The sequence below is a fragment of the Bradyrhizobium sp. SZCCHNRI20481 genome, assembly GCF_032485055.1.
Lineage (GTDB): Bacteria > Pseudomonadota > Alphaproteobacteria > Rhizobiales > Xanthobacteraceae > Bradyrhizobium.
Genome location: NZ_JAUEUE010000001.1, coordinates 150636 through 172359 on the forward strand (window position 1 = coordinate 150636; position 21724 = coordinate 172359).

Here is a 21724-nt window from a genome sequence, read left to right on the forward strand (position 1 = left end):
CCAGCGGACCGGCGCCGCTCCACCGCCGGACGAAATTTTTGGTGGAGCGTCTGATCCGGACGGTACGAGAGTCGTCATTGCACTGTGCTCGACTGCGCTGGTGCTCACGCCTGCTGGTAGCCATGATCTTCCCTTCATCGCAAGAGGCGTGATCCCCTGCGCGCCGCGAAGCACGGATGCCAGATCGATCCCGGGACACCGGACAAGAACCGAGATACTTTCATTTTTGAGCCGCCGAAAGCGACGAAAGGAAGGCGTATGTCAAAGGAATCACAAAAGAAATCCTCCAACCCGGCGTCCTACGGGGCGATTGACGGGAACCGGCTTGCCACCGCGGCCAAGAAGGCCACCAAGAAGACGGCCAAACCGACATTGACGAAAGCCGCCAAGACGACCTCCGCCAAGACCGCGACGACCAAAGCCGCGCCCACCAAAACCGGGGCGGCGAAGGCCAAGCCCGCGACGCCGGCTGCGGCCGGAACGGGCCTCGCCGAGGGCGCCAAGGCGCCCGCCTTCAAGCTGCCGCGCGATGGCGGCGGAACCGTCTCGCTGGCCGACTATGCCGGCCGGAAGCTCGTGCTGTTCTTCTATCCCAAGGCCAATACGCCCGGCTGCACCAAGGAGGCGATCGACTTCACCCGCCTGTCGAAGGACTTCGCCGCCGCCGGCGCCGCCGTGCTCGGCGTCTCCGCCGATTCGGTCAAGGCACAGGACAATTTCCGCGACAAGCACGATCTCGCCGTGCCCCTGATCTCGGACGAGACGCACGAGATGCTGGGGGCCTACGGCGCCTGGGGCGAGAAGTCGCTCTATGGCCGCAAGTTCCTCGGCATCATCCGAAGCACCATCCTGATCGGCGCCGACGGCCGCGTCGCCAAAGTGTGGCGCAACGTCAAGGTCGACGGCCACGCCGATGCGGTGCTGGCGGCGACGCGCACGCTCTGAGAATGCGCCTGACGGCGTTGGCGGAAAATTAACCATGCAGAGGTCAAATCGCTCCCGTAAATGACGCCGCTGGAATGACGATCTCCGGCCGGCGCGGGAGTGCCGATGTCGTATCGTTCCGGCCATCACGCCGAATATCCCCAGCACCATCCTCATGATCGCGGGCACGCCCACCACCATCGGCGTGCACCCGTCAGCCATCCGGCGCAGGTCGCGGCCGCATCGCAGAGCGACTACACGCTGGTGCATGCCGGCAAGCAGGTGCGCATCGGCCCCGTGGTGTTCTGGATCGTGGTCGGCACCGTCAGCCTGCTCGGCCTCTGGTCGGCGGCGACCGCGACCTATTTCGCCTTCCGCGACGACGTGCTGACGCGGCTGATCGCGCGCCAGGCCGAGATGCAATACGCCTATGAGGACCGCATCGCCGAGCTGCGCGCCAAGGTCGACCGCGCCACCAGCCGCCAGCTGCTCGACCAGGAACAGTTCGACCAGAAGCTCGACCAGATTCTGAAGCGCCAGACCGCGCTCGAGGGTCGCGCCACCGCGCTGGGTAGCATGCCCGACGTGACCGGCTCGATCCGTCTGCCGGCACGCGGACCCGCGGCAACCGAGTCGGCGTCGTCCGCGCCAAAACCGTCGCCGATCAGCGACACCGTGATCTTCACCGCGCCGCCGGATCGCGAGGCCCGGCTCGAATCGCGCAGCCCCGTGATGGCGAATGCGCAGCCGAACCCATCGACCAAGCTCGCCGGCGTCGACAGCGTGCTGACGCGGCTGACGCGCTCGCTCGACCAGGTCGAGGCGCGGCAGATCGCGATGCTGTCCTCGGCCGAGGAGACGCTGGAATCGAAGCTGCGGCGGATGCGCGGCGTCATCACCGACCTCGGCCTCGACATGGGTCAGATCGAGGCGGCCGCGCCGAAGGGCGGCATGGGCGGCCCGTTCGTGCCGGTCAAGCTCGGCGCCGAATCCGGTCCGTTCGAGCGTCAGCTCTACCGCATCAGCATCACCCGCGCCCAGGTCGAGAAGATGAACCGCGCGCTGTCGCTGGTACCCTATCGCAAGCCGGTCATCGGCGAGGTCGAGTTCACCTCCGGCTTCGGCGTGCGCTCGGATCCGTTCGTCGGCCGCCCCGCGATGCATACCGGTCTCGACTTCCGTGCTGCCACCGGCGATCCGGTTCGCGTGACCGCGAACGGCAAGGTGGTCAATGCCGGCTGGGCCGGCGGCTATGGCCGCATGGTCGAGGTCGATCACGGCAACGGCCTCTCCACCCGCTACGGCCATCTCTCCGAGATCAACGTCAAGATCGGCCAGCAGGTGAAGATCGGCGACATCATCGGCGAGGTCGGCTCGACCGGCCGCTCGACCGGCCCGCATCTGCACTACGAGACCCGCATCGACGGCGAAGCCGTCGACCCGCAGAAATTCTTGCGCGCGGGGATCAGGTTGAGCGCTGGCTGATCAGCCCGCCACCAGCGCATCCAGAAAGCGCGACAGGTCGTCCCACAGTTCGCCCGGCTCCTCGAGTCCGATGCTGAGCCGCACCAATCCTTCCGCGGCATTCCACGGCCGCACCGTGCGGTCGGCGACCACATCCATCGGCGCGATCAGGCTGTGGGTGCCGCCCCAGGAGGCGCCGATCGCGAACAGGCGGACATGGCCGAGCGCCGGATTAATTCGCACCGTGAACTCCGGCTTGATCACCAGGCTGAACACCGTGCTCGCGGCCTTGAAGTCGCGCGCGAAGATCTCGTGGCCGGGACAGGACGGCAGCGCCGGATGCAGCACGCGCGCGACCGCCGGCGCGGCCTGCAGGCGCTCGGCGAACTCGCGCGAGACCCGGCCGGAATGCGCCATGCGCACGCCCATCGTCTCGATGCCGCGCAGCGCCAGCGCCGCCTCGTCCGGCGAGACGCCGATGCCGAGCACGCCGAGCACCTCCTTCAGCGCTTTGCGCAGGCCGAGATCCCCAACCGTGATCGAGCCGAGCAGCAGGTCGGAATGACCGCCGACATATTTGGTCAGCGCCTCCACTGCGAAATCGACGCCATGCGCCAGCGGCTTGAACAGCAGCGGGCTCGCCCAGGTGTTGTCGCAACCGGTGAGCACGCCCCGCGCCCGCGCGGCCCGCGCGATCGCCGGCACGTCCTGCACCTCCATCGTGCCCGAGCCCGGCGACTCCAGCCAGACCAGCTTGGTGCTGGCGTCGATGAGATCGGCGATCCCGGCGCCGATCAGCGGATCATAGACGCGATGCGCGATGCCGCGCGAGGCGAGATAATTGGCGCACAGATGCCGCACCGGCGGATAGACGTGATCGGGGATCAGCACGGTGTCGCCGGGCTTGAGCACGGCGAGCATCGTGATCGCGACCGCGGCCTGTCCGGACGGCACCAGCACCGTGCGCTCGCCGCCATGCAGCGCGGTGATCTGCGCTTCCAGCGTCCGTGTCGTCGGCGTGCCGTGCAGGCCATAGGTGTAGCCGTCGAGGCCGCGCGCGGCGCGCCCGGCAAAGTCCTGCGGATCGTCATAGACGATGGTCGAGGCGCGATAGGTGGGAACGGCCAGCGACGTGAAGCCGTCATGCGACACGGCAGGATGCTGAACGCAGCGGGTGAGATCGTGCATGGACACCTCGTGAGACAATGCGTGCAGCCATCGTAACGCAAATGCGCGAGGTCAGGGGGTCGGTTTCGATAACCGAAACTGGGGAGTGACCGATCCAACTGAGAAGAGGCCCGCCGCTTGGCGAAAGGTCATCTTGGGGCACCGTCATTGCGAGGAGCGAAGCGACGAAGCAATCCAGAGTCGCACTCGCAGCCCTGGATTGCTTCGCTTCGCTCGCAATGACGGCTGATCGACCGCCATAACGGACGCCTATTTCAGCGCCTGTGAGACGCGCCGCAGCGCCTCGTCGAGTTCGGGCAACGCGAGCACGCCAAAGCCGAGACGGAATACCCGCGCCTCGTCGCCGAACCACGATCCCGGACCGACGCGAGTCTCGCGCTCGGCCAGCTCGCGATGAAAGCGCGCCACCGCCGCGTCCTCGAACATCTCGCGCCTGAGCCTGATGCAGCACAGCGCGCCCGCATCCGGCCTGATCCATTCGAGCAGGCGGGCATGGGCGGCAACGAAGCCGGCGGTGCGCGCCAGACCCTCGGCAAGATGACGGCGCCGCTCGCCCATGATCCCGTCGAGATTCCGCAGGATCGATCGCGCGATCGCCTCATCGACGACCGAGTTCGATATCGTGGTGTTGAACTTGCCGAGCACGAGCTGTGCGCGCAGCGCCTCGTCCCGCGTGATCACCCATCCGGTGCGGATGCCCGGCGCGCCATGGCATTTCGAGAACGACGCGCAGCTGATGATGCGCCGATCCAGCGCGACGACGCTCGGACGCGGCTCCGCCTCGCCATGCACGGCCTCGCGATAGGTCTCGTCGACCAGCAGGAACGCATCGGGGCAGATCTCGTCCATCGCCGCGAGCACCTCGCGCAGCTCGGCATCGGACAGCGCCACGCCGGACGGATTCTGCGGCGAGGCCAGGCTGACCAGCCGCGTCCGCGCCGTCAGCAACGAGCGCAGGCGGCCGACATCGAGACGATAGCCGTCATCGAAATGCAGCGGCAGGTCGAGAACGCGCAGGCCCACCGACGCAAGCACGTTGCGCGCGTTGGGAAACGCAGGACGTCCGATCACGACCTCCGCGCCGGGCGCGCTGAGAACGAAGGCCGTCAGGAACAGCGCCTGCATGGCGCCGACGGTGGTGATGACGTCGTCAGCGCCGACACCGTGTCGCGCGGCGATCAGCTCGCGCAGCTCGAGGTGGCCTTCGGTCGGACCATAGCTCAGCACAACATCCGTCAGCGCGTCGCCGAGCCCGTCCGCGAGCAGCTCGTCAAGCCCAAGATCCGGGCCGATGCTCTCGGCGAGATCGTAGCGGACCGGCTGCGAGGTCAAGCTGATGATGTCGTTGTACGGGAAACGGCTGGGCACGTGCGGCATGGCTGAGCTCCGAGTGATGCGCTCAAGCTACCGCCCGGGGGGCTGGGGATGACAGATACAGAGACGCCCGATTGCCACCAGTACAGATTTGCGATTGGATGATCTGTATGGACCAGCGCACCCCGTCTTCGCCGCTCTACGAAGCCCTCGCCGGCCACCTCACGGCGCTGGTCGACGACAACGTCCTGCGTCCGGGCATGCGCGCGCCCTCGGTGCGCGCCTTCGCCGCCCAGCACGGCGTCAGTCTGACCACGGCGGTGCAGGCCTATCGCCTGCTGGAAGATCGCGGCGTGCTCGAAGCCCGGCCGAAATCCGGCTTCTACGTCACGCAGCGGAGCCACCGGCAGCGCGCGCTGCCGACCGCGTCGCAGCCGCCGCAGCGCGCCAACCCGGTGGCCGTCTCCAGTCCCGTCTTCAGCGTGCTCGCCTTTGCCGGCGACCCGACCTATGCGCCGCTGGGCTGCGCCCTCCCGAGCGCCAGCCTGCTCGCCGCCGAGCGGCTCGACCGTCATCTCGCCCGCTGCGCCCGCGTCCATGGCCGCCACTACAACATCTACGCCGATCCGCATGGCGATGCCGAGCTGCGCGCGCAGATCTCCGCGCGCGCACTGCGCCTCGGCCACGCCGTGCCGCCCGATGGCGTCCTCATCACCAACGGCTGCACCGAGGCGCTGAACATCGCCTTGAGCGTCACCACCCGGCCGGGCGACGCGGTCGCGATCGAATCCCCGACCTATTTCGGCCTGCTCCAGGTGCTCGAAGCCCGCGGCCTGCGCGCGCTGGAGCTGCCGACCGATCCGACCCGTGGCGTCGACGTCGCCGCGCTCGACAAGGCGCTCGGCGCGCGCCGCGTCGCCGCCTGCCTGCTCGCCTCGAGCTTCAACAATCCGCTGGGCACGCGCACCGACGATGCCAGCAAGGCCGCCATCATCCGCGTGCTCACGCGCCACGGCGTGCCGCTGATCGAGGACGACATCTACGGCGACATCAGCTTCGGCGACGACCGGCCGCGCCCATTCGCCGCGATCGCCCCGAAGGCCGACATCATCCTGTGCAGCTCGTTCTCGAAGACCATCGCGCCGGGCTATCGCATCGGCTGGCTCGCCTCCAACCGCCGCCACGATCAGATCCTTGCCGCGAAGTTCGCGCTGTCGCTGAGCGGCGCGGCCTTGCCGCAGAAGGCGATGGCGGATTTCCTCGGCTCCGGCGGCTACGACGCCCATCTGCGGCGCATCCGCAAGGTGTTCGCCGCCAACATGGACCGCATGCGCCGCACTGTCGACCGCAGCTTCCCCAAGGAGACGCGGATGACCGACCCCAGAGGCGGCTTCGTGCTCTGGCTGGAGCTGCCCTCGGATTTCAATTCCGACGCACTTTATGACCACGCCATCCGCGAACGCATCTGCTTCGTGCCCGGCAGCCTGTTCACGGCGACATCAGATTATCGCAACTGCCTGCGGCTGAGCTGCAGCCACGACTGGGACGCACGCATCGAGCGCAGCGTCGAACGGCTGGGGGAGCTGGCTCATGAGCCGCTCGCCTAGACACCGTTTCCTGAGAGCCGGCAATTGATGGGCGGTGGAAGTCTGGCCGTCTCCACCCTCGCCATGCTCCGCGAAAGCGGAGCATCCAGTATTCCGCGGCAGAAGATGCGAACCGCGACGTCTCGGCGTACTGGATCGTCCGCCTTCGCGGACGATGACAGCGATGGTTCAACCATGGATCTGCGCGAGCGGTCAGTTCAGCCCCGCCTAGCGCTTGGCCGGCAGCACGAACACTTGGCCGGGATAGATCAGATCGGGCCGGCGGATCTGCTCGCGGTTGGCACGGTAGATGACCGCATAGCGCGTGCCCTCGCCGAGCAGGCGCCGGCTGATGTGCCAAAGACTGTCGCCGCGCGACACGGTGATCGTCCTGGCGCCACCGCCGCGGGCGGGTGATGCCGCCATGTCCTTGAGGTCAGCCGGCGATGCCGCCGCAAGCTGCGTGCGCGCGCCTGGAGCGCTTGCGCTCGCGGGAGCGGCTGCGCTCCCCTGGCCGGCGGCCGCGGGCAGCGAGGCCGTGGTCAGCGTCTCCGGTACGTTCAAAGGCACTTCCGCGCGGGCCTGAACCGTGCCCGACTTGGCATCCACCTCGTCGAGCCGCAACCGGTCCTTGCTGCCCCAGGCGGCGTCCTTGATGGTCGCCGCGAGACGACCGTCAGCACCGGCAATGGCCGAGCTGACCAGGCGATCGTTGAGATAGAGCCGCACCGTCGCGCCGGGCCGGGCCCGTCCACTGACGCGCAGATTTCCGTTCGGCTCGAAGTCCACGGCCTCTATCGCCACGGCCTGAGGCGTCGCCCCCTCAGGCTTCGACAGCACGCGGGTCGGCTGGTCCGGCGCGATCAACGCGACCGTAGGCGGTTGCTTTCGGGCGTCGACCACGACGGCCACGCTCTGCTTGGATGACACCTCGCGGCCGTCGAGCTGCCGTGACCGCAGGGTCAGGTCGAACGCTCCAGCCGGCAAGGGAGGCGGAACCATGGAGAATTGTCCCGATCGATCGGCAACCGTTTGCGCATGCGGCTCGCCGTTGCGCAGCAGTTCGACGGTCGCGCCGGGCGCGGCCCGGCCTGCGACCACGGTCTCCCCCGAGGGCTCCACGCTGACCACGTCGAACGACGGCTCGTCGCTGTCGAGAGCGGCTGGCGCGACCGGCGCCAACAGCGCTGCCAGACCGCTAGCCTGTTGCCGGGCAGTCGCCAGCGCGGCCGCAGCTTGCTTCGCGCCGCCCGGGTCTGCCGGCTCCTGCTCCACCACCGCGCGGCCCGGAGCCGCTGGGGCAGACGCCGCTCGCGGTGCTGCAGCATCCGTCGGGCTTGCGGCCGACAGCTCACGCTTGAAGATCGAAAGGTCGAGATCGATACCAGGCGCCAGCACGATCGCGGCAGCGCCCGTCGCGAGCGCGGCCACGAAACCGCCTGCCCAAAACACACCTCGACTGATTCCGGTGCTCATGCGCAGCTCCGTCCTGTTCGCGGCGAACACGGAGACGACGGCTCCGCCAGCAGGATGCTCGGTTCGCTCTTAGCACCATGTTCGCCGAAACGCCATCATTCGGCTGAACGGGCCCATGCTCGGCATCATCCCTTTAGCCGAATACCCCCACGCCATTTTGCTGTTTCTTTTTTCCAGAAATAATGTATGATCTCCCCATCCCGCCTCGTTGCGAGGGGCGTACGCGTCGTCACGGACGTTGGGGCGGGCTGCGGTGGACGTGGGCTGCGATGCACGACGGGCATGGCCGCTCGCGGACGACGAAGTCGCGTGGTCCTGGCGCCCCGATGCTGGCGCTAAGTTCGTGCCGGTGCCGATAGAGTCACGGCGCGGATGACGGGGGCAAGAAAGCCCGGTCCCCGGGGAGATCGCGTATAAGTTGTTAAAGCCATTGCGCAGGGAATGCCGGCTACGGCTTTGCCTGTGGTACCTGCCGCCTGCATTTTTTTCGCAGGCGGGCCATGGGTGAGGCCTTCACCCGGCATTCCCTGCGCCCTCGTTTCGAGGGCTCGCTGCCCAAAGCTCGGACGCTTATGCGTCACGAGGCATTTCGCATGCGGTATCAATTGCTGGTTGTTTGAGGTGGTGCCCAGCTCCCGCCCCACTGCAATGCACAACGCGTAGTCCTACGGTGCCCATCTTTTACGCAACCTTTAACGGATTGGGGCCTCTTGTTAGTTCCAAGGTTGGCATTCCGACACCGAATACGACTGGGCAGCTGGAGTTCATATCCGTGCGCAAGAATCTACCCGTCACGTCCAACGAATACCCGATCACCGACGAGACGCTGATCGTCTCGCGCACCGATCTCAAGGGCAAGCTGACCTATTTCAACGACCAGTTCGTCGACGCCGCCGGCTTTACGCCGGACGAGCTGATGGGCCAGCCGCACAACATCATCCGTCATCCCGACATGCCGGAGGCCGCATTCGCCAACCTCTGGGACACGCTGAAGCAAGGCAAGCCGTGGGCCGGCGCCGTCAAGAACCGCCGCAAGAACGGTGACTTCTACTGGGTGCAGGCGACCGCGTCGGCGATCCGCGAGAATGGCGAGATCACGGGCTACACCTCCATCCGCACCAAGCTGCCGGCCGAGCAGCGCGCCGAGGCCGAGAAGGTCTACGGGCTGCTGAATCAGAACAAGGCGCAGGGCTACGCGATCAGCGCGGGCGTCATCCGCCGCCGCTCGGTGTTCGACCGCCTGTCGCTGTTCACGGGTACGCTCAGGGCGCGCCTGACGACCTTGGCCGCGGTGCTGGGCGTGTTCATGCTGATCATCGGCGCGGCCGGCCTGCTGTCGACCCGCTCCACCAACGTCGCCATGAAGTCGCTGTACGAGGATCGCACGATTCCACTGGCGCAATTGCTCGAGATCAACGATCGCACCTTGCAGAACATGTCGTCGCAACAGTCCGCGGCGGCGAACGGCAAGGCCGGAAAACCGATCGACGGCATCAGGGCGCTGGTGGACGGAAACAGCGCCAGGATCACCAAGGTGTGGGCCGACTACATGGCGAGCTACCTGACGCCGGAGGAGAAGATCGTCGCCGATGCCTTCGCGATCAGACGCAAGGCCTATCTGGAGGAAGGCATCAGGCCAGGATTGGCTCTGCTCGAGCAGGGCAAGTTCGACGAGGCGAGCCAGCATATCGCCACCAAGGGGCATGATCTGTTCGAGGCCGCCAAGCACGAGCTCGACAAGCTCGTTCAGATCCAGGTGAAGGAAGGCAAGGCGCTCTACGAGGAGGCCGAGAGACAATATCTGGTGGTGCTCGCGATCATTTCTGTGATGATCCTGGCGGGTATCGGAATCGGTGCTACGTTCAGCCTGCAGAGCATCCGCGCGGTGCTGCGGCCGCTCAAGGTGCTCAACGACGCGATGCAGAACATCAGCCAGGGCAAGCTCGACAACCGCATCCCGGTGGAGCGCGACGACGAGCTCGGCGAGGCGCTGCGCAACCTGCAGACCGTGCAGGCGATCGTCCGCTTCAACAGCGAGGAAGTGAAGGCTGTGCAGCACTCGGCCGAGGTCAAGCGCAAGGCCGGAATGAACAAGCTCGCCAGCGAATTCGAAAGCGCGATCGGCGGCATCGTGCAGACGGTATCCTCGGCGTCGTCGCAGCTCGAGACGTCCGCCGGCACGCTGACCTCGAACGCGACGCGCTCGCAGGAGCTCGCCACTACCGTGGCCGCCGCGTCCGAGCAGGCCGCGACGAACGTGCAGTCGGTCGCCTCGGCCACCGAGGAACTGACTTCGTCGGTGACCGAGATCAGCCGCCAGGTGCAGGAATCGGCGCGCATCGCCAACGGCGCCGTCGATCAGGCACGCACCACCAACGACCGCGTCAACGAGCTCTCGAAGGCAGCTGCGAGGATCGGCGACGTGGTCGAGCTGATCAACACCATCGCCGGCCAGACCAACCTGCTGGCGCTGAACGCTACCATCGAGGCGGCGCGCGCCGGCGATGCCGGCCGCGGCTTCGCCGTGGTCGCGTCCGAGGTCAAGGCGCTCGCCGAGCAGACCTCGAAGGCCACCGGTGAGATCGCCCAGCAGATCTCGGGCATCCAGGCGGCGACGCAGGAATCGGTGTCGGCGATCCGGGAGATCAGCACGACGATCGAGCGGCTGTCGGAAATCTCCTCGACCATCGCCGCCGCCGTCGAGCAGCAGGGCGCGGCGACGCAGGAGATCTCGCGCAACATCCAGGAGGCGTCGCGCGGCACCACCGAGGTCAATGCCAACATCGTCGACGTCCAGCGCGGCGCCTCGCAGACCGGCTCTGCCTCGGGCAACGTGCTGTCGGCGGCGCAGTCGCTGTCGCAGGAGAGCGACCGGCTGCGGCAGGAGGTCGACCGATTCCTCGGCAACGTGCGGGCGGCCTGAGCCGCCCCGCGCTCACCGCCCGGTCAGCCGGATCGGGCGGCCCTGACTGATGAAGGCGTAATGGCCGGCGCCGATGCCGCCGACCATCAGCGCCTCGACGACGGGCTCGGCGATCTCACCGGTCGCGGCCCAGTCGATGACGAAATTGGCGCCCGTGCCGCCGCGGGTGTCCTTGATGGGCACGAAGACCTCGACGGTCGCGAACGGCTTCAAGGCGACGGGCTCGCGCAGATGCGCCTCCACCAGCGTGCCGGCCGTATCGTAATAGTTGATGCGCCGGACGATCAGCGGCCGCTGCTCGGAGGCGTTGTGGATGCTCAGCGTCACCGAGAAATCGGCCTGGACCCGGCCCGGGGTCATCGCGACGCTGGAATAGACGGGGACATAGACGGCGCCCGTGACCGTGACGGGCTCCGCCGGAACTGGCGTCAGCGAGCTCGCGAAACCGGCGGTCGCGTCGTCCGCGGCCTGCGCCGGGCCGACCGCAGCAGCTGCGATGAGCAGCAGCGCGAATGCGCCGGTCCGGATGTGACAGATTGCGGGTTTCCTTGCGCGGCGGCACGACATAAGTTGCCGCCTCGGGGGTTGCTTCATGCATGAACTGATCGGCGACATCACGCTCTGCATCCTGTTTGCGTGGGTGCTTGGACTGGCAGCGCATAAATGGCGCCAGCCCTCGATTCTCGCTTATCTGGTCGCGGGCTTCGCCATTGGCCCCTTCGGCACCGGCTGGGTCAAGTCCCAGGAGTCGATTTCCGTGATCTCGGAGCTCGGCCTGATCTTCATGCTGTTCATGATCGGGCTCGAGATCGACCTCAAGAAGATCATCCGCGCCGGCCCGGTGATTCTCATCGCGGGCGGCGTCCAGCTGCTCGGCGGCGCCGCGCTCGGCATCCTGTTCTTCGTCGCGATCGGCATGCGGATGGGCGCCGAAAGCTACGACGCGCTCTATCTCTGCGTCGCCTGCGCGCTGTCCTCGACCGTCATTATCGTCAAGGTGCTGTACGAGAAGCGCGAGCTCGACACCCTGCCCGGCCGCATCACGCTCGGCGTGCTCGTGCTGCAGGATGTGTTCGCGATCCTGTTCCTGGCGGTGCAGCCGAGCCTCGACGACCTCCATGTCAGCGTGATCCTGCTGTCGTTCGCCCGCGCCGGCACGCTGGTCGCGATCGCCCTGCTCCTCAGCCGCTACGTCTTGCCGCCGGTGTTCCATCGCATCGCGCGTACCCCGGAGCTGATCCTGCTCGGCGCGCTGGCCTGGTGCTTCCTGATCGGCGAGATCGCAGAAAGGCTGCACCTGTCACGCGAGATGGGCTCGCTGGTCGCGGGCGTCTCGCTATCGACCTTCCCCTATGCGCTCGACGTCACCGCCAAGGTCACGACGTTGCGCGATTTCTTCATCACGCTGTTCTTCGTCGCGCTCGGCATGACCATCCCGATCCCGACGATGTCCGTTGTCGGGCTGGCGCTGGTGATCGCGCTGTTCACGGTGGCGAGCCGGCTGCTCACCACGTTCACGCCGCTGTACATGATGCGGCAGGGCCTGCGCGCCAGCCTGCTGCCGGCGCTCAACCTGGCCCAGATCAGCGAATTCTCGCTGGTGGTGATCCAGACCGGAGCCGCCGCCGGTCACCTCAAGAACGGCACGTCGAGCGCGGCGTCCTTTGCCTTCGTGCTGCTCGCGGTGCTCTCGACCTTCGTCATCGTCCGCTCCGATCCGATCGCGCGGCGAAGCATCCCGCTGCTCAAGCGGATCGGTCTGCGCGACCTCGATGCAAGCAAGGATGGCGAGGCCGGCCACGAGGGCGGACACGGCGCCGGGCGTCCGATCGTGCTGCTCGGATTCTTCCGCACCGCCAGCGCCCTCCTCAGCGAAATCGAGCGCAGCCAGCCGGCGCTGCTGGAGCAGATCGGCGTGGTCGATTTCAACCCGGTCGTATTCCGAACCTTGTCCGATCGCGGCATCCAGGTGACCTATGGCGACATCAGCAACGTCGACACGCTGATTCATGCGGGGGTCGGCCAGGCCGAACTGATCATCCTGAGCATCCCGGATTCGCTGCTCAAGGGCGCCAATAACGAAAAGCTGGTGCGGCACGTCCGCAGCATCAATGCCACGGCCAAGATCGTCGCCACCGCCGACCTGCTCGCGGACGTCAACGATCTCTACGACGCCGGCGCCGACTATGTGACGGTGCCGCGGCTCAGCGATGCGCAGGTTCTGCTCAACCTGATCCAGGACGCCAGCGCCGGCCTGTTGTCGGAGCGCCGCAACGAGGCCGAGGCCATGCTCGCCGATCGCCGCGAGGTGCTGCCATGAGCCGGGCGCGTATCCATCTCCGACAGACTCTCCGATTCCACTGGACTTGAAGCATGGCAAACACGAACGTTCACGTCGTCGATCACCCGCTGGTCCAGCACAAGCTCTCCTTGATGCGCGAGCGTGACCGCTCGACCAAGGGCTTCCGTGAGCTGTTGAACGAGATCGGCATGCTGCTGGCCTACGAGGTCACGCGCGACCTGCCGCTCGAGCTGGTCGACATCGAAACGCCGATCGCGCCGATGAAGGCGCCGAAGATCGCCGGCAAGAAGCTGACGCTTGCGCCGATCCTGCGCGCCGGCGTCGGCTTCCTCGACGGCATGCTGGCGCTGATGCCGTCCGCGCGCATCGCCCATATCGGCCTGTACCGTGACCCGAAGACGCTGCAGGCCGTCGAGTACTATTTCAAGGCGCCGCAGGACCTGACCGACCGCACGGTGATCCTGATGGACCCGATGCTGGCGACCGGCAATTCGGCCTGCGCGGCGGCCGAACTGCTGAAGGCGCGCGGCGCCCGCGACATCCGCTTCGTCTGCCTGCTGGCGGCACCTGAGGGCATCGCGCAATTCGAGAAGGAGCATCCGGACATTCCGATCTGGACCGCCGCGATCGACGAGAAGCTGAACGACCACGCCTACATCGTGCCCGGTCTGGGCGATGCCGGCGATCGGATGTTCGGCACGAAGTGATCGTGCGCGAGCAGTTCAGCAGGACGGTCGCGGCGAAGGACGAATGACGCTGAAGATGCGACCATCGATCACCAGCAGCGCACTCCCGATCACCAGCGCACCGCCGATCTCCCGCAACGAGATGCTTTCGCCGAGCACCAGCGACCCGAGCAGGATCGTCGTCAACGGGATCAACAACGTCACCAGAGTCACGTTGGTTGCACCGGAGCGGCGCAGGATTTGGAAGAACACGATATAGGCGAAGGCCGTCGACAGCGCCGCAAGCCCGATGACGGCGAGCCAGGTCTGCAGTCCGGGAATTGGAAGACGCCATGGCTGGTCGACGACAGCGGCGATGGCCAGCATCATCACGCTGGAAGCCGAGAGCTGGAAGGTGGCGGTCGCAAGCGGCGGCGAATGGGCGAGATGGCGGCGCACCAGCAGCGCGGCGATACCGTAGCTGAGCGACGCGCCGAGACCGAACAGAAAGCCGTAGCCGCCTCCCGAGCCGTCGAGCCCCGACCCACCTCGCAGGATCACGACGCCGACGAAGCCTACGACCAGACCCGCTGCCCGCCGGGCCGACAGCCTTTCCTCTCCCGCGGCTGCCATCACCACGATCGTGAACAGCGGCGTCGTCGCATTGAGGACGGCGGCAAGGCCGGAGGTGATGAACGTCTGGCCGATCACGATCAGGCAGAACGGCACGACATTGTTGAACAGCGCCACGGCAAAGAACGGTCGCCAGCCGGCAAACCCCTTGGGAAAGCCGAGCCCGCGCAGTCGCAACAGCTGCAGCAGGATCGCGGCCGCCAACACGATGCGCAGCAGCACCAGCGTCAGCGGCGGCAATTCCTTCAAGGCAAGGCCGTTGAAGATGAAAGATCCGCTCCAGAGCAGCGACAGCAGCCCAAGCAGCGACCAATCCCGCGTGTCCATCCTGTCGTTCGGGGATGTCATCACCGCAAACCGCTGTTCAATGTCCGCGTGAACGTTGCAGATGAAGCGGAGCAAGGTCCACCCGCTTTCCGTCGGCGCAGACGTCGCGCTCTACCACGTATCTCTTGGCCGCGAGACCAGCTCGATCATGCGGCCTTCGTCCTCATCCGGCATCGCCGCCTTCGCCCGCGCATAGGCATCGACGGCTGCCTGGGCCATGACGGGACGCTCACCGAGCAGCTCCTCGGCGAGCTGCAGCGCATAGGCTGCATCCTTGTGACGGAGCGCCGCCGTGAAGCTGGCATCGGCAAAGTTGCGCGCGATCATGCGCGGCGCGTGGCGCAGAACCTGCGGGCTCGCCGCGACGCCGCCCTGGATCGCCTCCAGCACGAGCCCCATGTCGAGCCCGGCCTGCTCGGCGATCGCAAGGCCTTCGGCGAGACCTGCGATCTGCATCGCGCCAAGCAGGTTGTTGATCAGCTTGTAGACTGTCCCGGCGCCCACGGGCCCGAAATGGCGAATGGTCGAGCCGATCGGCGCCAGATACGGCCGCGCGCGGTCGAGATCGGCGGCGTCGGCGCCGACCAGCAAGGTCAGCTTGCCGCTCGCGGCCGCGTCGGGCAGCCCGGTCACCGGGCAGTCGAGATAGGTCACGCCGCGCGCATCCAGCTCGCGCGACAGGCGCAGCGCATGGTCGCGCGACACGGTCGAGCATTCGATCGCGATCGTGCCGACCCGCATGGTGGCCGCGGCGCCATCCGGCCCGAGCCACACCGCGCGCGAGGCGTCGTCATCAGCCACCATCGTAACGACCGCATCGGCATCGATTGCCGCATCAGCTGGCGAGGTCGACCAGCGCGCGCCGCGCGCGATCAGATCCTCCGCCTTCGCCCGGCTGCGATTCCAGACTGCGACGGAATAGCCTGCGTCGAGATAACGACCGGCCATGCCATGGCCCATGCGCCCGAGCCCGATGAAGGCAACGCGCGCCACGCTCAATCGACGTCCTCGATCGCAGCGCCTGGCGTCGTGCCGAACGCGCGCTGCGCCAGGGTCGCTGCCATGAACTCGTCGAGATCGCCGTCGAGCACGCCGGCGGTGTCGGACGTCTGCACGCCGGTGCGCAGATCCTTCACCATCTGATACGGCTGCAGCACGTAGGAACGGATCTGGTGACCCCAGCCGATCTCGGTCTTGGCTGCCTGATCGGCTGCCGCCTTCTCCTCGCGCTTCTTGAGCTCGATCTCGTAGAGCCGCGCGCGCAGCATGTCCCAGGCCTGAGCGCGGTTCTTGTGCTGTGAGCGACCGGCCTGACAGACCACGGCAACGCCGGTCGGGATGTGCGTCAGCCGCACCGCCGATTCGGTCTTGTTGACGTGCTGGCCGCCGGCGCCGCCCGACCGCATCGTGTCGACCCGGACATCGGACTCCTTGATGTCGATCTTGATGCTGTCGTCGATGACCGGGAAGATCTGCACCGAAGAGAACGAGGTGTGCCGCCGCGCATTCGAATCGAACGGCGAGATTCGGACCAGGCGATGCACGCCGGCTTCCGTCTTCAGCCAGCCATAGGCGTTATGGCCGGAGATCTGGATGGTCGCGGACTTGATGCCGGCTTCTTCACCCAGCGATTCTTCGAGATACTCGACCTTGAAGCCGTGGGTCTCGGCCCAGCGCGTGTACATGCGCAGCAGCATCTGCGCCCAGTCCTGGCTCTCGGTGCCGCCAGCGCCGGCATGGACCTCGAGATAGGTGTCGAACTTGTCGGCCTCGCCGGACAGCAGCGCCTCGAGCTCGCGCCGCGCGACCTCCCTCTTCAGCTCCTTGAGCGCATTCTCGGCTTCAGTGACGACCCCCGGATCGTTCTCGGCCTCGCCGAGCTCGATCATCTCGATGTTGTCGCTGAGCTCACGCTCGACCTTGCCAATGCCTGTCAGCGAATCCTCCAGCGAGGTCCGCTCCTGCATCAGCCGCTGAGCTTTTTGGGGGTCGTTCCAGAGATTGGGATCTTCGGCGAGCTTGTTCAGCTCAGCGAGCCTTGCCGTCGATGTCTCGACGTCAAAGATGCCTCCTCAGCAGCCCGACCGACTGCTTGATCTCTTCTACGATTTTCTCGATTTCGGCGCGCATGTCGCTCTCTTCAGGCCACGGCTCGAAGCGCCGCAGCATCATCTCTCACAGGGGGATGTAACGGCGCTCGGCGCAAAGCGCAATCGCTCTGCACCGCACCAGCACAGTTTCGCCGGTCTAGTAGAGGCTACCGGTACCCGGACGGATGATGAAGCTGCCCGCATCAGGCTGGCCGCCGCCCTGCGACGGCATCACACGTCCATCGGCGTCGGCGACACCGATGACCGAGTAGTTGTCCGGCGGCGCCGTACCAGGCTTGAACGCCTCCATGATGGTACGGCCGCCGTCGCCCGGGCTCGCCCGCATGCCGGTCTTGGCGTCGACACGCACCAGCTTGATGCCGGCCGGGATCTTGAAGGGCGTGGCCGGCTTGTCGGCCAGCGCGAGCTTCATGAAATCTTTTGCGATCGGCGCGGCCAGATGACCGCCGGTCGCGGCATTACCCTTACCGAGCGGCCGCGGCTTGTCGTAACCCATGTAGATCGCGACGGCGAGGTCCGGCGAGAAGCCGACGAACCATGCGTCCTTGGCCTCGTTGGTGGTGCCGGTCTTGCCGGCGATCGGCTTGCCGACCTCCCTGAGCACGGTTGCCGTACCCGCCTGCACCACACCCTCGAGCATCGAGGTGATCTGATAGGCGGTCATCGAATCCAGCACCTGCTCGCGGCGGTCGACCAGTTGCGGCTCGCTCTGATTCTTCCAGCCGTCCGGCGCGTCGCAGCCGCGGCACTCGCGGGCATCATGCTTGAAGATGGTGTGGCCGTAGCGATCCTGGATCCGGTCGATCAGCGTCGGCTTCACCCGGCGGCCGCCATTGGCCATCATCGAATAGGCCGTGACCATGCGCATGGCCGTGGTTTCACCCGCACCGAGTGCGTAGGACAGGTAATTCGGCAGTTCGTCATAGACTCCGAACCGTTTGGCGTACTCGGAAATCAGCGGCATGCCGACGTCCTGCGCCAGACGCACGGTCACCGTGTTCAGCGACAGGCGCAGCGCGTTGCGCAAGGTCGTGGGCCCGAGATACTTGCCGTTGGTAAAGTTTTCTGGGCGCCAGACCTGGCCACCCTGCCCCTGGTCGATCTCGATCGGTGCGTCGACGACCTGGGTCGACGGCGTATAGCCGTTGTCGAGCGCTGACGAATAGACGATCGGCTTAAATGACGATCCGGGCTGCCGGTAGGCCTGCGTTGCCCGGTTGAACTGGCTCTGGTCGAAGGAGAAGCCGCCGACCATCGCGAGCACACGGCCCGTATTCGGATCCATGGCAACCATCGCGCCGGACACTTCGGGCAGTTGCTCGAGGCGATACTGGCCTTCGACCGGATTGCCTTCCTTGTACAGCGGATCCGCATAGATCACGTCGCCCGGCTGCAGCACCTGGGCGACCGACGTCGGCACCTTGCCACGGCCATTGGCCGTCGCAGCCCGCGCCCATTTCACGCCGTCGAGCGTGATCAGGCCAGTCTGGCGCTCCTTGCTCACGGCGCCGCCGAGCTCGCGCGGCGGCTGGAAGCCGATGCGGGCGGACTGGTCGCTGGTCTCGAGCACCACGGCCATCCGCCACGGTGAGATGTCCGAGAGCGATTTGATGTCCGCGAGCTTCACGCCCCAGTCGCCCGAAGTATCGAGCTTGGAGACAGGCCCGCGATAGCCCTGCTCCTGGTCGTACCTCACGAGTCCGGCGACCATGGCCTTGCGCGCCATGACCTGGATCTTCGGATCGAGCGTCGTCCGGACGGACAGGCCGCCCTCGTAGAGCTTCTTCTCGCCATAACGCTCGAAGATGTCACGGCGCACTTCCTCGGCGAAATATTCACCTGCAAAGATGTGGGCGCCGGTGTTGCGGCTCGCAATCGTCAGCGGGTCCTTGCGCGCCTTGTCGGCGTCGGCCTGCTTGATCCAGCCGTTCTCGAGCAGACGATCGACGACATAGTTGCGGCGCTCGATGGCGCGGTCGCGATTCCGGATCGGATGCAGGCTGCCCGGCATCTTCGGCAGAGCCGCCAGATAGGCGGCCTCGGCCACCGTCAGTTCGTTGACCGACTTGTCGAAATAGACCAGCGACGCCGCGGCGATGCCGTAGGCGCCGGAGCCGAGATAGATCTCGTTGAGATAGAGCTCGAGAATCTTGTCCTTCGAGTAGGTGCGCTCGATGCGCATCGCCAGCAGCGCTTCCTTGATCTTGCGGGCGAACGACACCTCGTTGGTCAGCAGGAAGTTCTTGGCGACCTGCTGCGTGATCGTCGAGGCACCCTGCGGGCGGCGATTCGAGCCGAAGTTCTGGGCGTAGACCACGGCAGCGCGCGCCATGCCGGTGAAGTCGATGCCGCCATGCTCGTAGAAGTTCTTGTCCTCGGCGGCGAGGAAGGCGTTGATGACGAGCTTGGGAACCGCCTGGATCGGCAGGTACAGCCGACGCTCCCGGGCATATTCACCGACCAGCGAGCCGTCGGCCGCGTGCACGCGCGTCATCACCGGCGGCTCATAATCCTGCAGCTGGGAGTAATCAGGCAGGTCCTTGGAAAAATGCCAGATCAGGCCGGCCGCTGCTGCCACACCGACCAGGAACAAGACGGTACCGGCCGCGAACAGGAAGCCCAAAAACCGCACCAGAAAGCGCATCGGCGAATATCCGTTCCAACTCTTGTTTCGTCTCTCGGCTCGGACGCGGCGCACCCGCGGGCGCTACCGCCAAAAATCACACGGTCGGCTGCAATGCCGCGTGACCCATGCCAGAGAAACGCACGGTCAAGCCTATCAGCGGTCAAGCCTATCACAAGTCTGCCGAGAAGGAATCTTCACTGATTCCGGGTGCCTCGCAGCACGTTTATAGGGATGTTGCTGTGGCCAAACTAGGGCTTTGCGCGTACCGGCCCCGGCCTGTCGGGGCCCGCATTGGCGATGCGCTTGGCCAGAAAGGCATCGATCGCCCGCGCCATTGCGTCCGCCGTGCGCGACCGCCATGCGTCGGAGACCAAGTTTCCCATATCGCCCTTATTGGAGACATAGCCGAGTTCGACCAGCACGGATGGCACGTCGGGCGCCTTGAGCACGCGGAAACCGGCCGATTTGAGCGGACGCTTATGCATATGCACCGCCGTCTTCATGTCGTTCATCAGCAGACGGGCGAACCGGTTGGAAAACGTCCGCGTTTCCCGGCGGGCCAGATCGATCAGGATGTCGGCCACGTCAGCCGGCTCCTCCGTCAGATTGACCCCGCCGATCTGGTCGGCGCGGTTCTCGGCCTCGGCCAGCCGTTCCGCCTCGACGTCGGACGCCTTGTCGGACAGCGTGTAGATGGTCGCGCCCTGCGCAGTGCCCTCACCTCGCGGCAGCGCATCGGCGTGGATGGAGACGAACAGCGCCGCCGACTGCTTCTGGGCGATGCGGACCCGGTCTCCGAGCGGGATGAAGGTGTCGTCGTCGCGGGTCATGACCACGCGGAACTTGCCCGACCGCTCCAGCCGGTCGCGCAGCGCCTGGCCGAAGGCGAGCACCAGATTCTTCTCCGGCACCTCCCCGCCCTGTGTGCCGTAGTCGACGCCACCATGACCGGGGTCGATCACGATCACGGGCCGGGTGTCCGGCGGGCCATCCGTCGGAGGGGGGGCGATGGCAACCGTGGTCGGCGGCGGCCGGACTGCCGGCGGCGCAGGGTTTCCTGCGACAGCGACCGACGCCGTCGCCGAACTCGAATCGGCAGGCCTGGCGGCAAGACGACTGTCGCTGCCGATGGCGCGGGCGAAGGTCGCCTCGTCGACCTCCTCCAGTTCGAGCACCAGCCGCGGCGGCTGACCGTTGGCGGCATCAAGCACCGTGGAGTTGGCGATTCGGGCCGGGCCGGTGAGATCGAACACGATGCGGGACCCACCGGGCATCACCATCCCATAGCGGAACGCCTTCACCAAACCCCGGCCGCTGGTCCCGGCTCCGGTGGGCAGATGAAAGCTGACCTGGGGCAGGTCGACGACGACGCGATAGGGTTCGCTGAGCAGGAAGGCTCGAAACGGCACCGTCCGGTCGAGATCGAGCACGAATCGGGTCTGTCGGGAATCGCCGGCGACCCGCGCATCGGTGGCGATCGGGAACCCGGGCCCGACCACAGCAGGCGGCACCTGGCCGACCGGCCCACTCTGGGCGCGGGCCGGAATGACGGCCGCACATAACATTTGCGTGACGCACAGCGACGCGCATCCCAGCAAAGAAAGGTAATTCGCCCGGCCAGCTGCCAAATCGATGCCTCCGCGGGATGGTCTTACCGCAACCAATCCCAGGGGTTAACCGCCAAATTTTGTCATTTTCGTTAAAGGCCACCGATTGTTGCGGTTCCGCGACGCTTCGCTTGCGCGACCTGACCATTCCTCGTATGTACGAAGGGCTGAAGGCTAATCCTTACTGCCGGTTGTGTCGCGTTCAACCTCCCGGTGAAACGCCGGAAGCTTCGTGATCGGGGTGCTCGGTATCGGGTCCTCGATCGTGGCGGAGATTCCAGCGCCTTTCCGACGCTCCACCAAAGCCTGCGCGATCCCGCGCGGCCGCAACGGAGAGCCGGTCACGAGCCGAGTGGCGCCTGTCAGGCGCCTCCTCGCAGAGACCGCCCGGGCACCAGGTCAGACACGGTATAGCCTGATACCGCACCCGTGACAGGGTGGGTATTCGATCCAGGCAAGCGTTTCGGCGCAATCTGGCCTTCGGCAACAGAGCAAGGCGGCACCCGCTGCCGCCCACGTATTCCAGACGGGCCGACGCTTGATGCGCCAGACTGAGTTGCCAACCATGACCAGCGGAC

The 21724-nt window shown here is 66.4% G+C and carries 15 protein-coding genes; 6 read left to right on the forward strand and 9 right to left on the reverse strand.

The genetic code is table 11. From position 1 onward, the window contains the following. Nucleotides 1-258 precede the first annotated feature (258 nt). Complete coding sequence (locus QX132_RS00795; RefSeq protein ID WP_316159852.1) at nucleotides 259-945, forward strand: peroxiredoxin; 687 nt, start codon at nucleotides 259-261, stop codon at nucleotides 943-945. 105 nt (nucleotides 946-1050) lie between these two features. Beyond that, nucleotides 1051-2409 (forward strand): peptidoglycan DD-metalloendopeptidase family protein, encoded by a 1359-nt coding sequence (locus QX132_RS00800; protein WP_316159853.1) that lies wholly within the window; start codon nucleotides 1051-1053, stop codon nucleotides 2407-2409. Here QX132_RS00800 and QX132_RS00805 read toward each other — a convergent pair whose 3' ends face one another. Both QX132_RS00805 and QX132_RS00810 read right to left on the reverse strand, forming a co-directional pair. Further along, nucleotides 2410-3576 (reverse strand): trans-sulfuration enzyme family protein, encoded by a 1167-nt coding sequence (locus tag QX132_RS00805; RefSeq protein WP_316159854.1) that lies wholly within the window; start codon nucleotides 3574-3576, stop codon nucleotides 2410-2412. Between the two features lie 249 nt (nucleotides 3577-3825). Further along, entirely contained in the window at nucleotides 3826-4953 is a 1128-nt protein-coding gene (locus QX132_RS00810) for a pyridoxal phosphate-dependent aminotransferase (RefSeq protein WP_315780599.1), read from the reverse strand. Nucleotides 4954-5060: 107 nt separating this feature from the next. Between QX132_RS00810 and QX132_RS00815 the strand changes: the two genes are divergently transcribed. Next, nucleotides 5061-6497: a PLP-dependent aminotransferase family protein gene (locus QX132_RS00815; protein WP_316159855.1), complete on the forward strand. Its 1437-nt coding sequence runs from the start codon at nucleotides 5061-5063 to the stop codon at nucleotides 6495-6497. Between the two features lie 207 nt (nucleotides 6498-6704). On the opposite strand, the gene QX132_RS00820 is transcribed toward QX132_RS00815, so the two are convergent. Further along, nucleotides 6705-7952: a LysM peptidoglycan-binding domain-containing protein gene (locus tag QX132_RS00820; RefSeq protein WP_316159996.1), complete on the reverse strand. Its 1248-nt coding sequence runs from the start codon at nucleotides 7950-7952 to the stop codon at nucleotides 6705-6707. A gap of 772 nt (nucleotides 7953-8724) precedes the next feature. Here QX132_RS00820 and QX132_RS00825 point away from each other — a divergent pair. Then, on the forward strand, nucleotides 8725-10875 hold the full coding sequence (locus tag QX132_RS00825; protein WP_316159856.1) for a methyl-accepting chemotaxis protein: 2151 nt from the start codon (nucleotides 8725-8727) through the stop codon (nucleotides 10873-10875). A 12-nt stretch (nucleotides 10876-10887) separates the two neighbouring features. Here the strand turns inward: QX132_RS00825 and QX132_RS00830 are convergent, their stop codons facing one another. Beyond that, entirely contained in the window at nucleotides 10888-11442 is a 555-nt protein-coding gene (locus tag QX132_RS00830) for a DUF3124 domain-containing protein (protein WP_316159857.1), read from the reverse strand. A 25-nt stretch (nucleotides 11443-11467) separates the two neighbouring features. Between QX132_RS00830 and QX132_RS00835 the strand changes: the two genes are divergently transcribed. Then, the gene (locus QX132_RS00835; RefSeq protein WP_316159858.1) at nucleotides 11468-13195 is read left to right on the forward strand and encodes a cation:proton antiporter; all 1728 of its coding nucleotides are present in this window, start codon (nucleotides 11468-11470) and stop codon (nucleotides 13193-13195) included. Nucleotides 13196-13248: 53 nt separating this feature from the next. Next, entirely contained in the window at nucleotides 13249-13884 is a 636-nt protein-coding gene (upp, locus tag QX132_RS00840; protein WP_315737785.1) for a uracil phosphoribosyltransferase, read from the forward strand. 15 nt (nucleotides 13885-13899) lie between these two features. On the opposite strand, the gene QX132_RS00845 is transcribed toward upp, so the two are convergent. The 5 genes from QX132_RS00845 to QX132_RS00865 form a co-directional block, all read right to left on the reverse strand. After that, complete coding sequence (locus QX132_RS00845; protein WP_410052840.1) at nucleotides 13900-14802, reverse strand: DMT family transporter; 903 nt, start codon at nucleotides 14800-14802, stop codon at nucleotides 13900-13902. Between the two features lie 111 nt (nucleotides 14803-14913). After that, a complete protein-coding gene (locus QX132_RS00850; protein ID WP_316159860.1) occupies nucleotides 14914-15795 on the reverse strand; it encodes an NAD(P)-dependent oxidoreductase in 882 nt (293 codons plus the stop codon). 2 nt (nucleotides 15796-15797) lie between these two features. Beyond that, nucleotides 15798-16932 (reverse strand): peptide chain release factor 2 gene (gene prfB, locus QX132_RS00855; RefSeq protein ID WP_316159861.1). Its coding sequence is split into 2 segments (ribosomal slippage): nucleotides 15798-16862 and nucleotides 16864-16932, totalling 1134 coding nucleotides; the frame shifts between segments, so codons are not numbered across the junction. A gap of 117 nt (nucleotides 16933-17049) precedes the next feature. After that, a complete protein-coding gene (locus QX132_RS00860; RefSeq protein ID WP_315737782.1) occupies nucleotides 17050-19557 on the reverse strand; it encodes a penicillin-binding protein 1A in 2508 nt (835 codons plus the stop codon). 230 nt (nucleotides 19558-19787) lie between these two features. Next, nucleotides 19788-21104, reverse strand: a complete 1317-nt coding sequence (locus QX132_RS00865) for an N-acetylmuramoyl-L-alanine amidase (protein ID WP_316159862.1) — start codon at nucleotides 21102-21104, stop codon at nucleotides 19788-19790. Nucleotides 21105-21724: the final 620 nt, after the last annotated feature.

Bases quoted from the DNA above. Each gene is read 5' to 3' on its own strand.
- QX132_RS00795 (WP_316159852.1), top strand. From the start codon at position 259: ATGTCAAAGGAATCACAAAAGAAATCCTCCAACCCGGCGTCCTACGGG.
- QX132_RS00800 (WP_316159853.1), top strand. From the start codon at position 1,051: ATGTCGTATCGTTCCGGCCATCACGCCGAATATCCCCAGCACCATCCT.
- QX132_RS00805 (WP_316159854.1), bottom strand. From the start codon at position 3,576: ATGCACGATCTCACCCGCTGCGTTCAGCATCCTGCCGTGTCGCATGAC.
- QX132_RS00810 (WP_315780599.1), bottom strand. From the start codon at position 4,953: ATGCCGCACGTGCCCAGCCGTTTCCCGTACAACGACATCATCAGCTTG.
- QX132_RS00815 (WP_316159855.1), top strand. From the start codon at position 5,061: ATGGACCAGCGCACCCCGTCTTCGCCGCTCTACGAAGCCCTCGCCGGC.
- QX132_RS00820 (WP_316159996.1), bottom strand. From the start codon at position 7,952: ATGAGCACCGGAATCAGTCGAGGTGTGTTTTGGGCAGGCGGTTTCGTG.
- QX132_RS00830 (WP_316159857.1), bottom strand. From the start codon at position 11,442: ATGTCGTGCCGCCGCGCAAGGAAACCCGCAATCTGTCACATCCGGACC.
- QX132_RS00835 (WP_316159858.1), top strand. From the start codon at position 11,468: ATGCATGAACTGATCGGCGACATCACGCTCTGCATCCTGTTTGCGTGG.
- upp (WP_315737785.1), top strand. From the start codon at position 13,249: ATGGCAAACACGAACGTTCACGTCGTCGATCACCCGCTGGTCCAGCAC.
- QX132_RS00845 (WP_410052840.1), bottom strand. From the start codon at position 14,802: ATGGACACGCGGGATTGGTCGCTGCTTGGGCTGCTGTCGCTGCTCTGG.
- QX132_RS00860 (WP_315737782.1), bottom strand. From the start codon at position 19,557: ATGCGCTTTCTGGTGCGGTTTTTGGGCTTCCTGTTCGCGGCCGGTACC.
- QX132_RS00865 (WP_316159862.1), bottom strand. From the start codon at position 21,104: ATGTTATGTGCGGCCGTCATTCCGGCCCGCGCCCAGAGTGGGCCGGTC.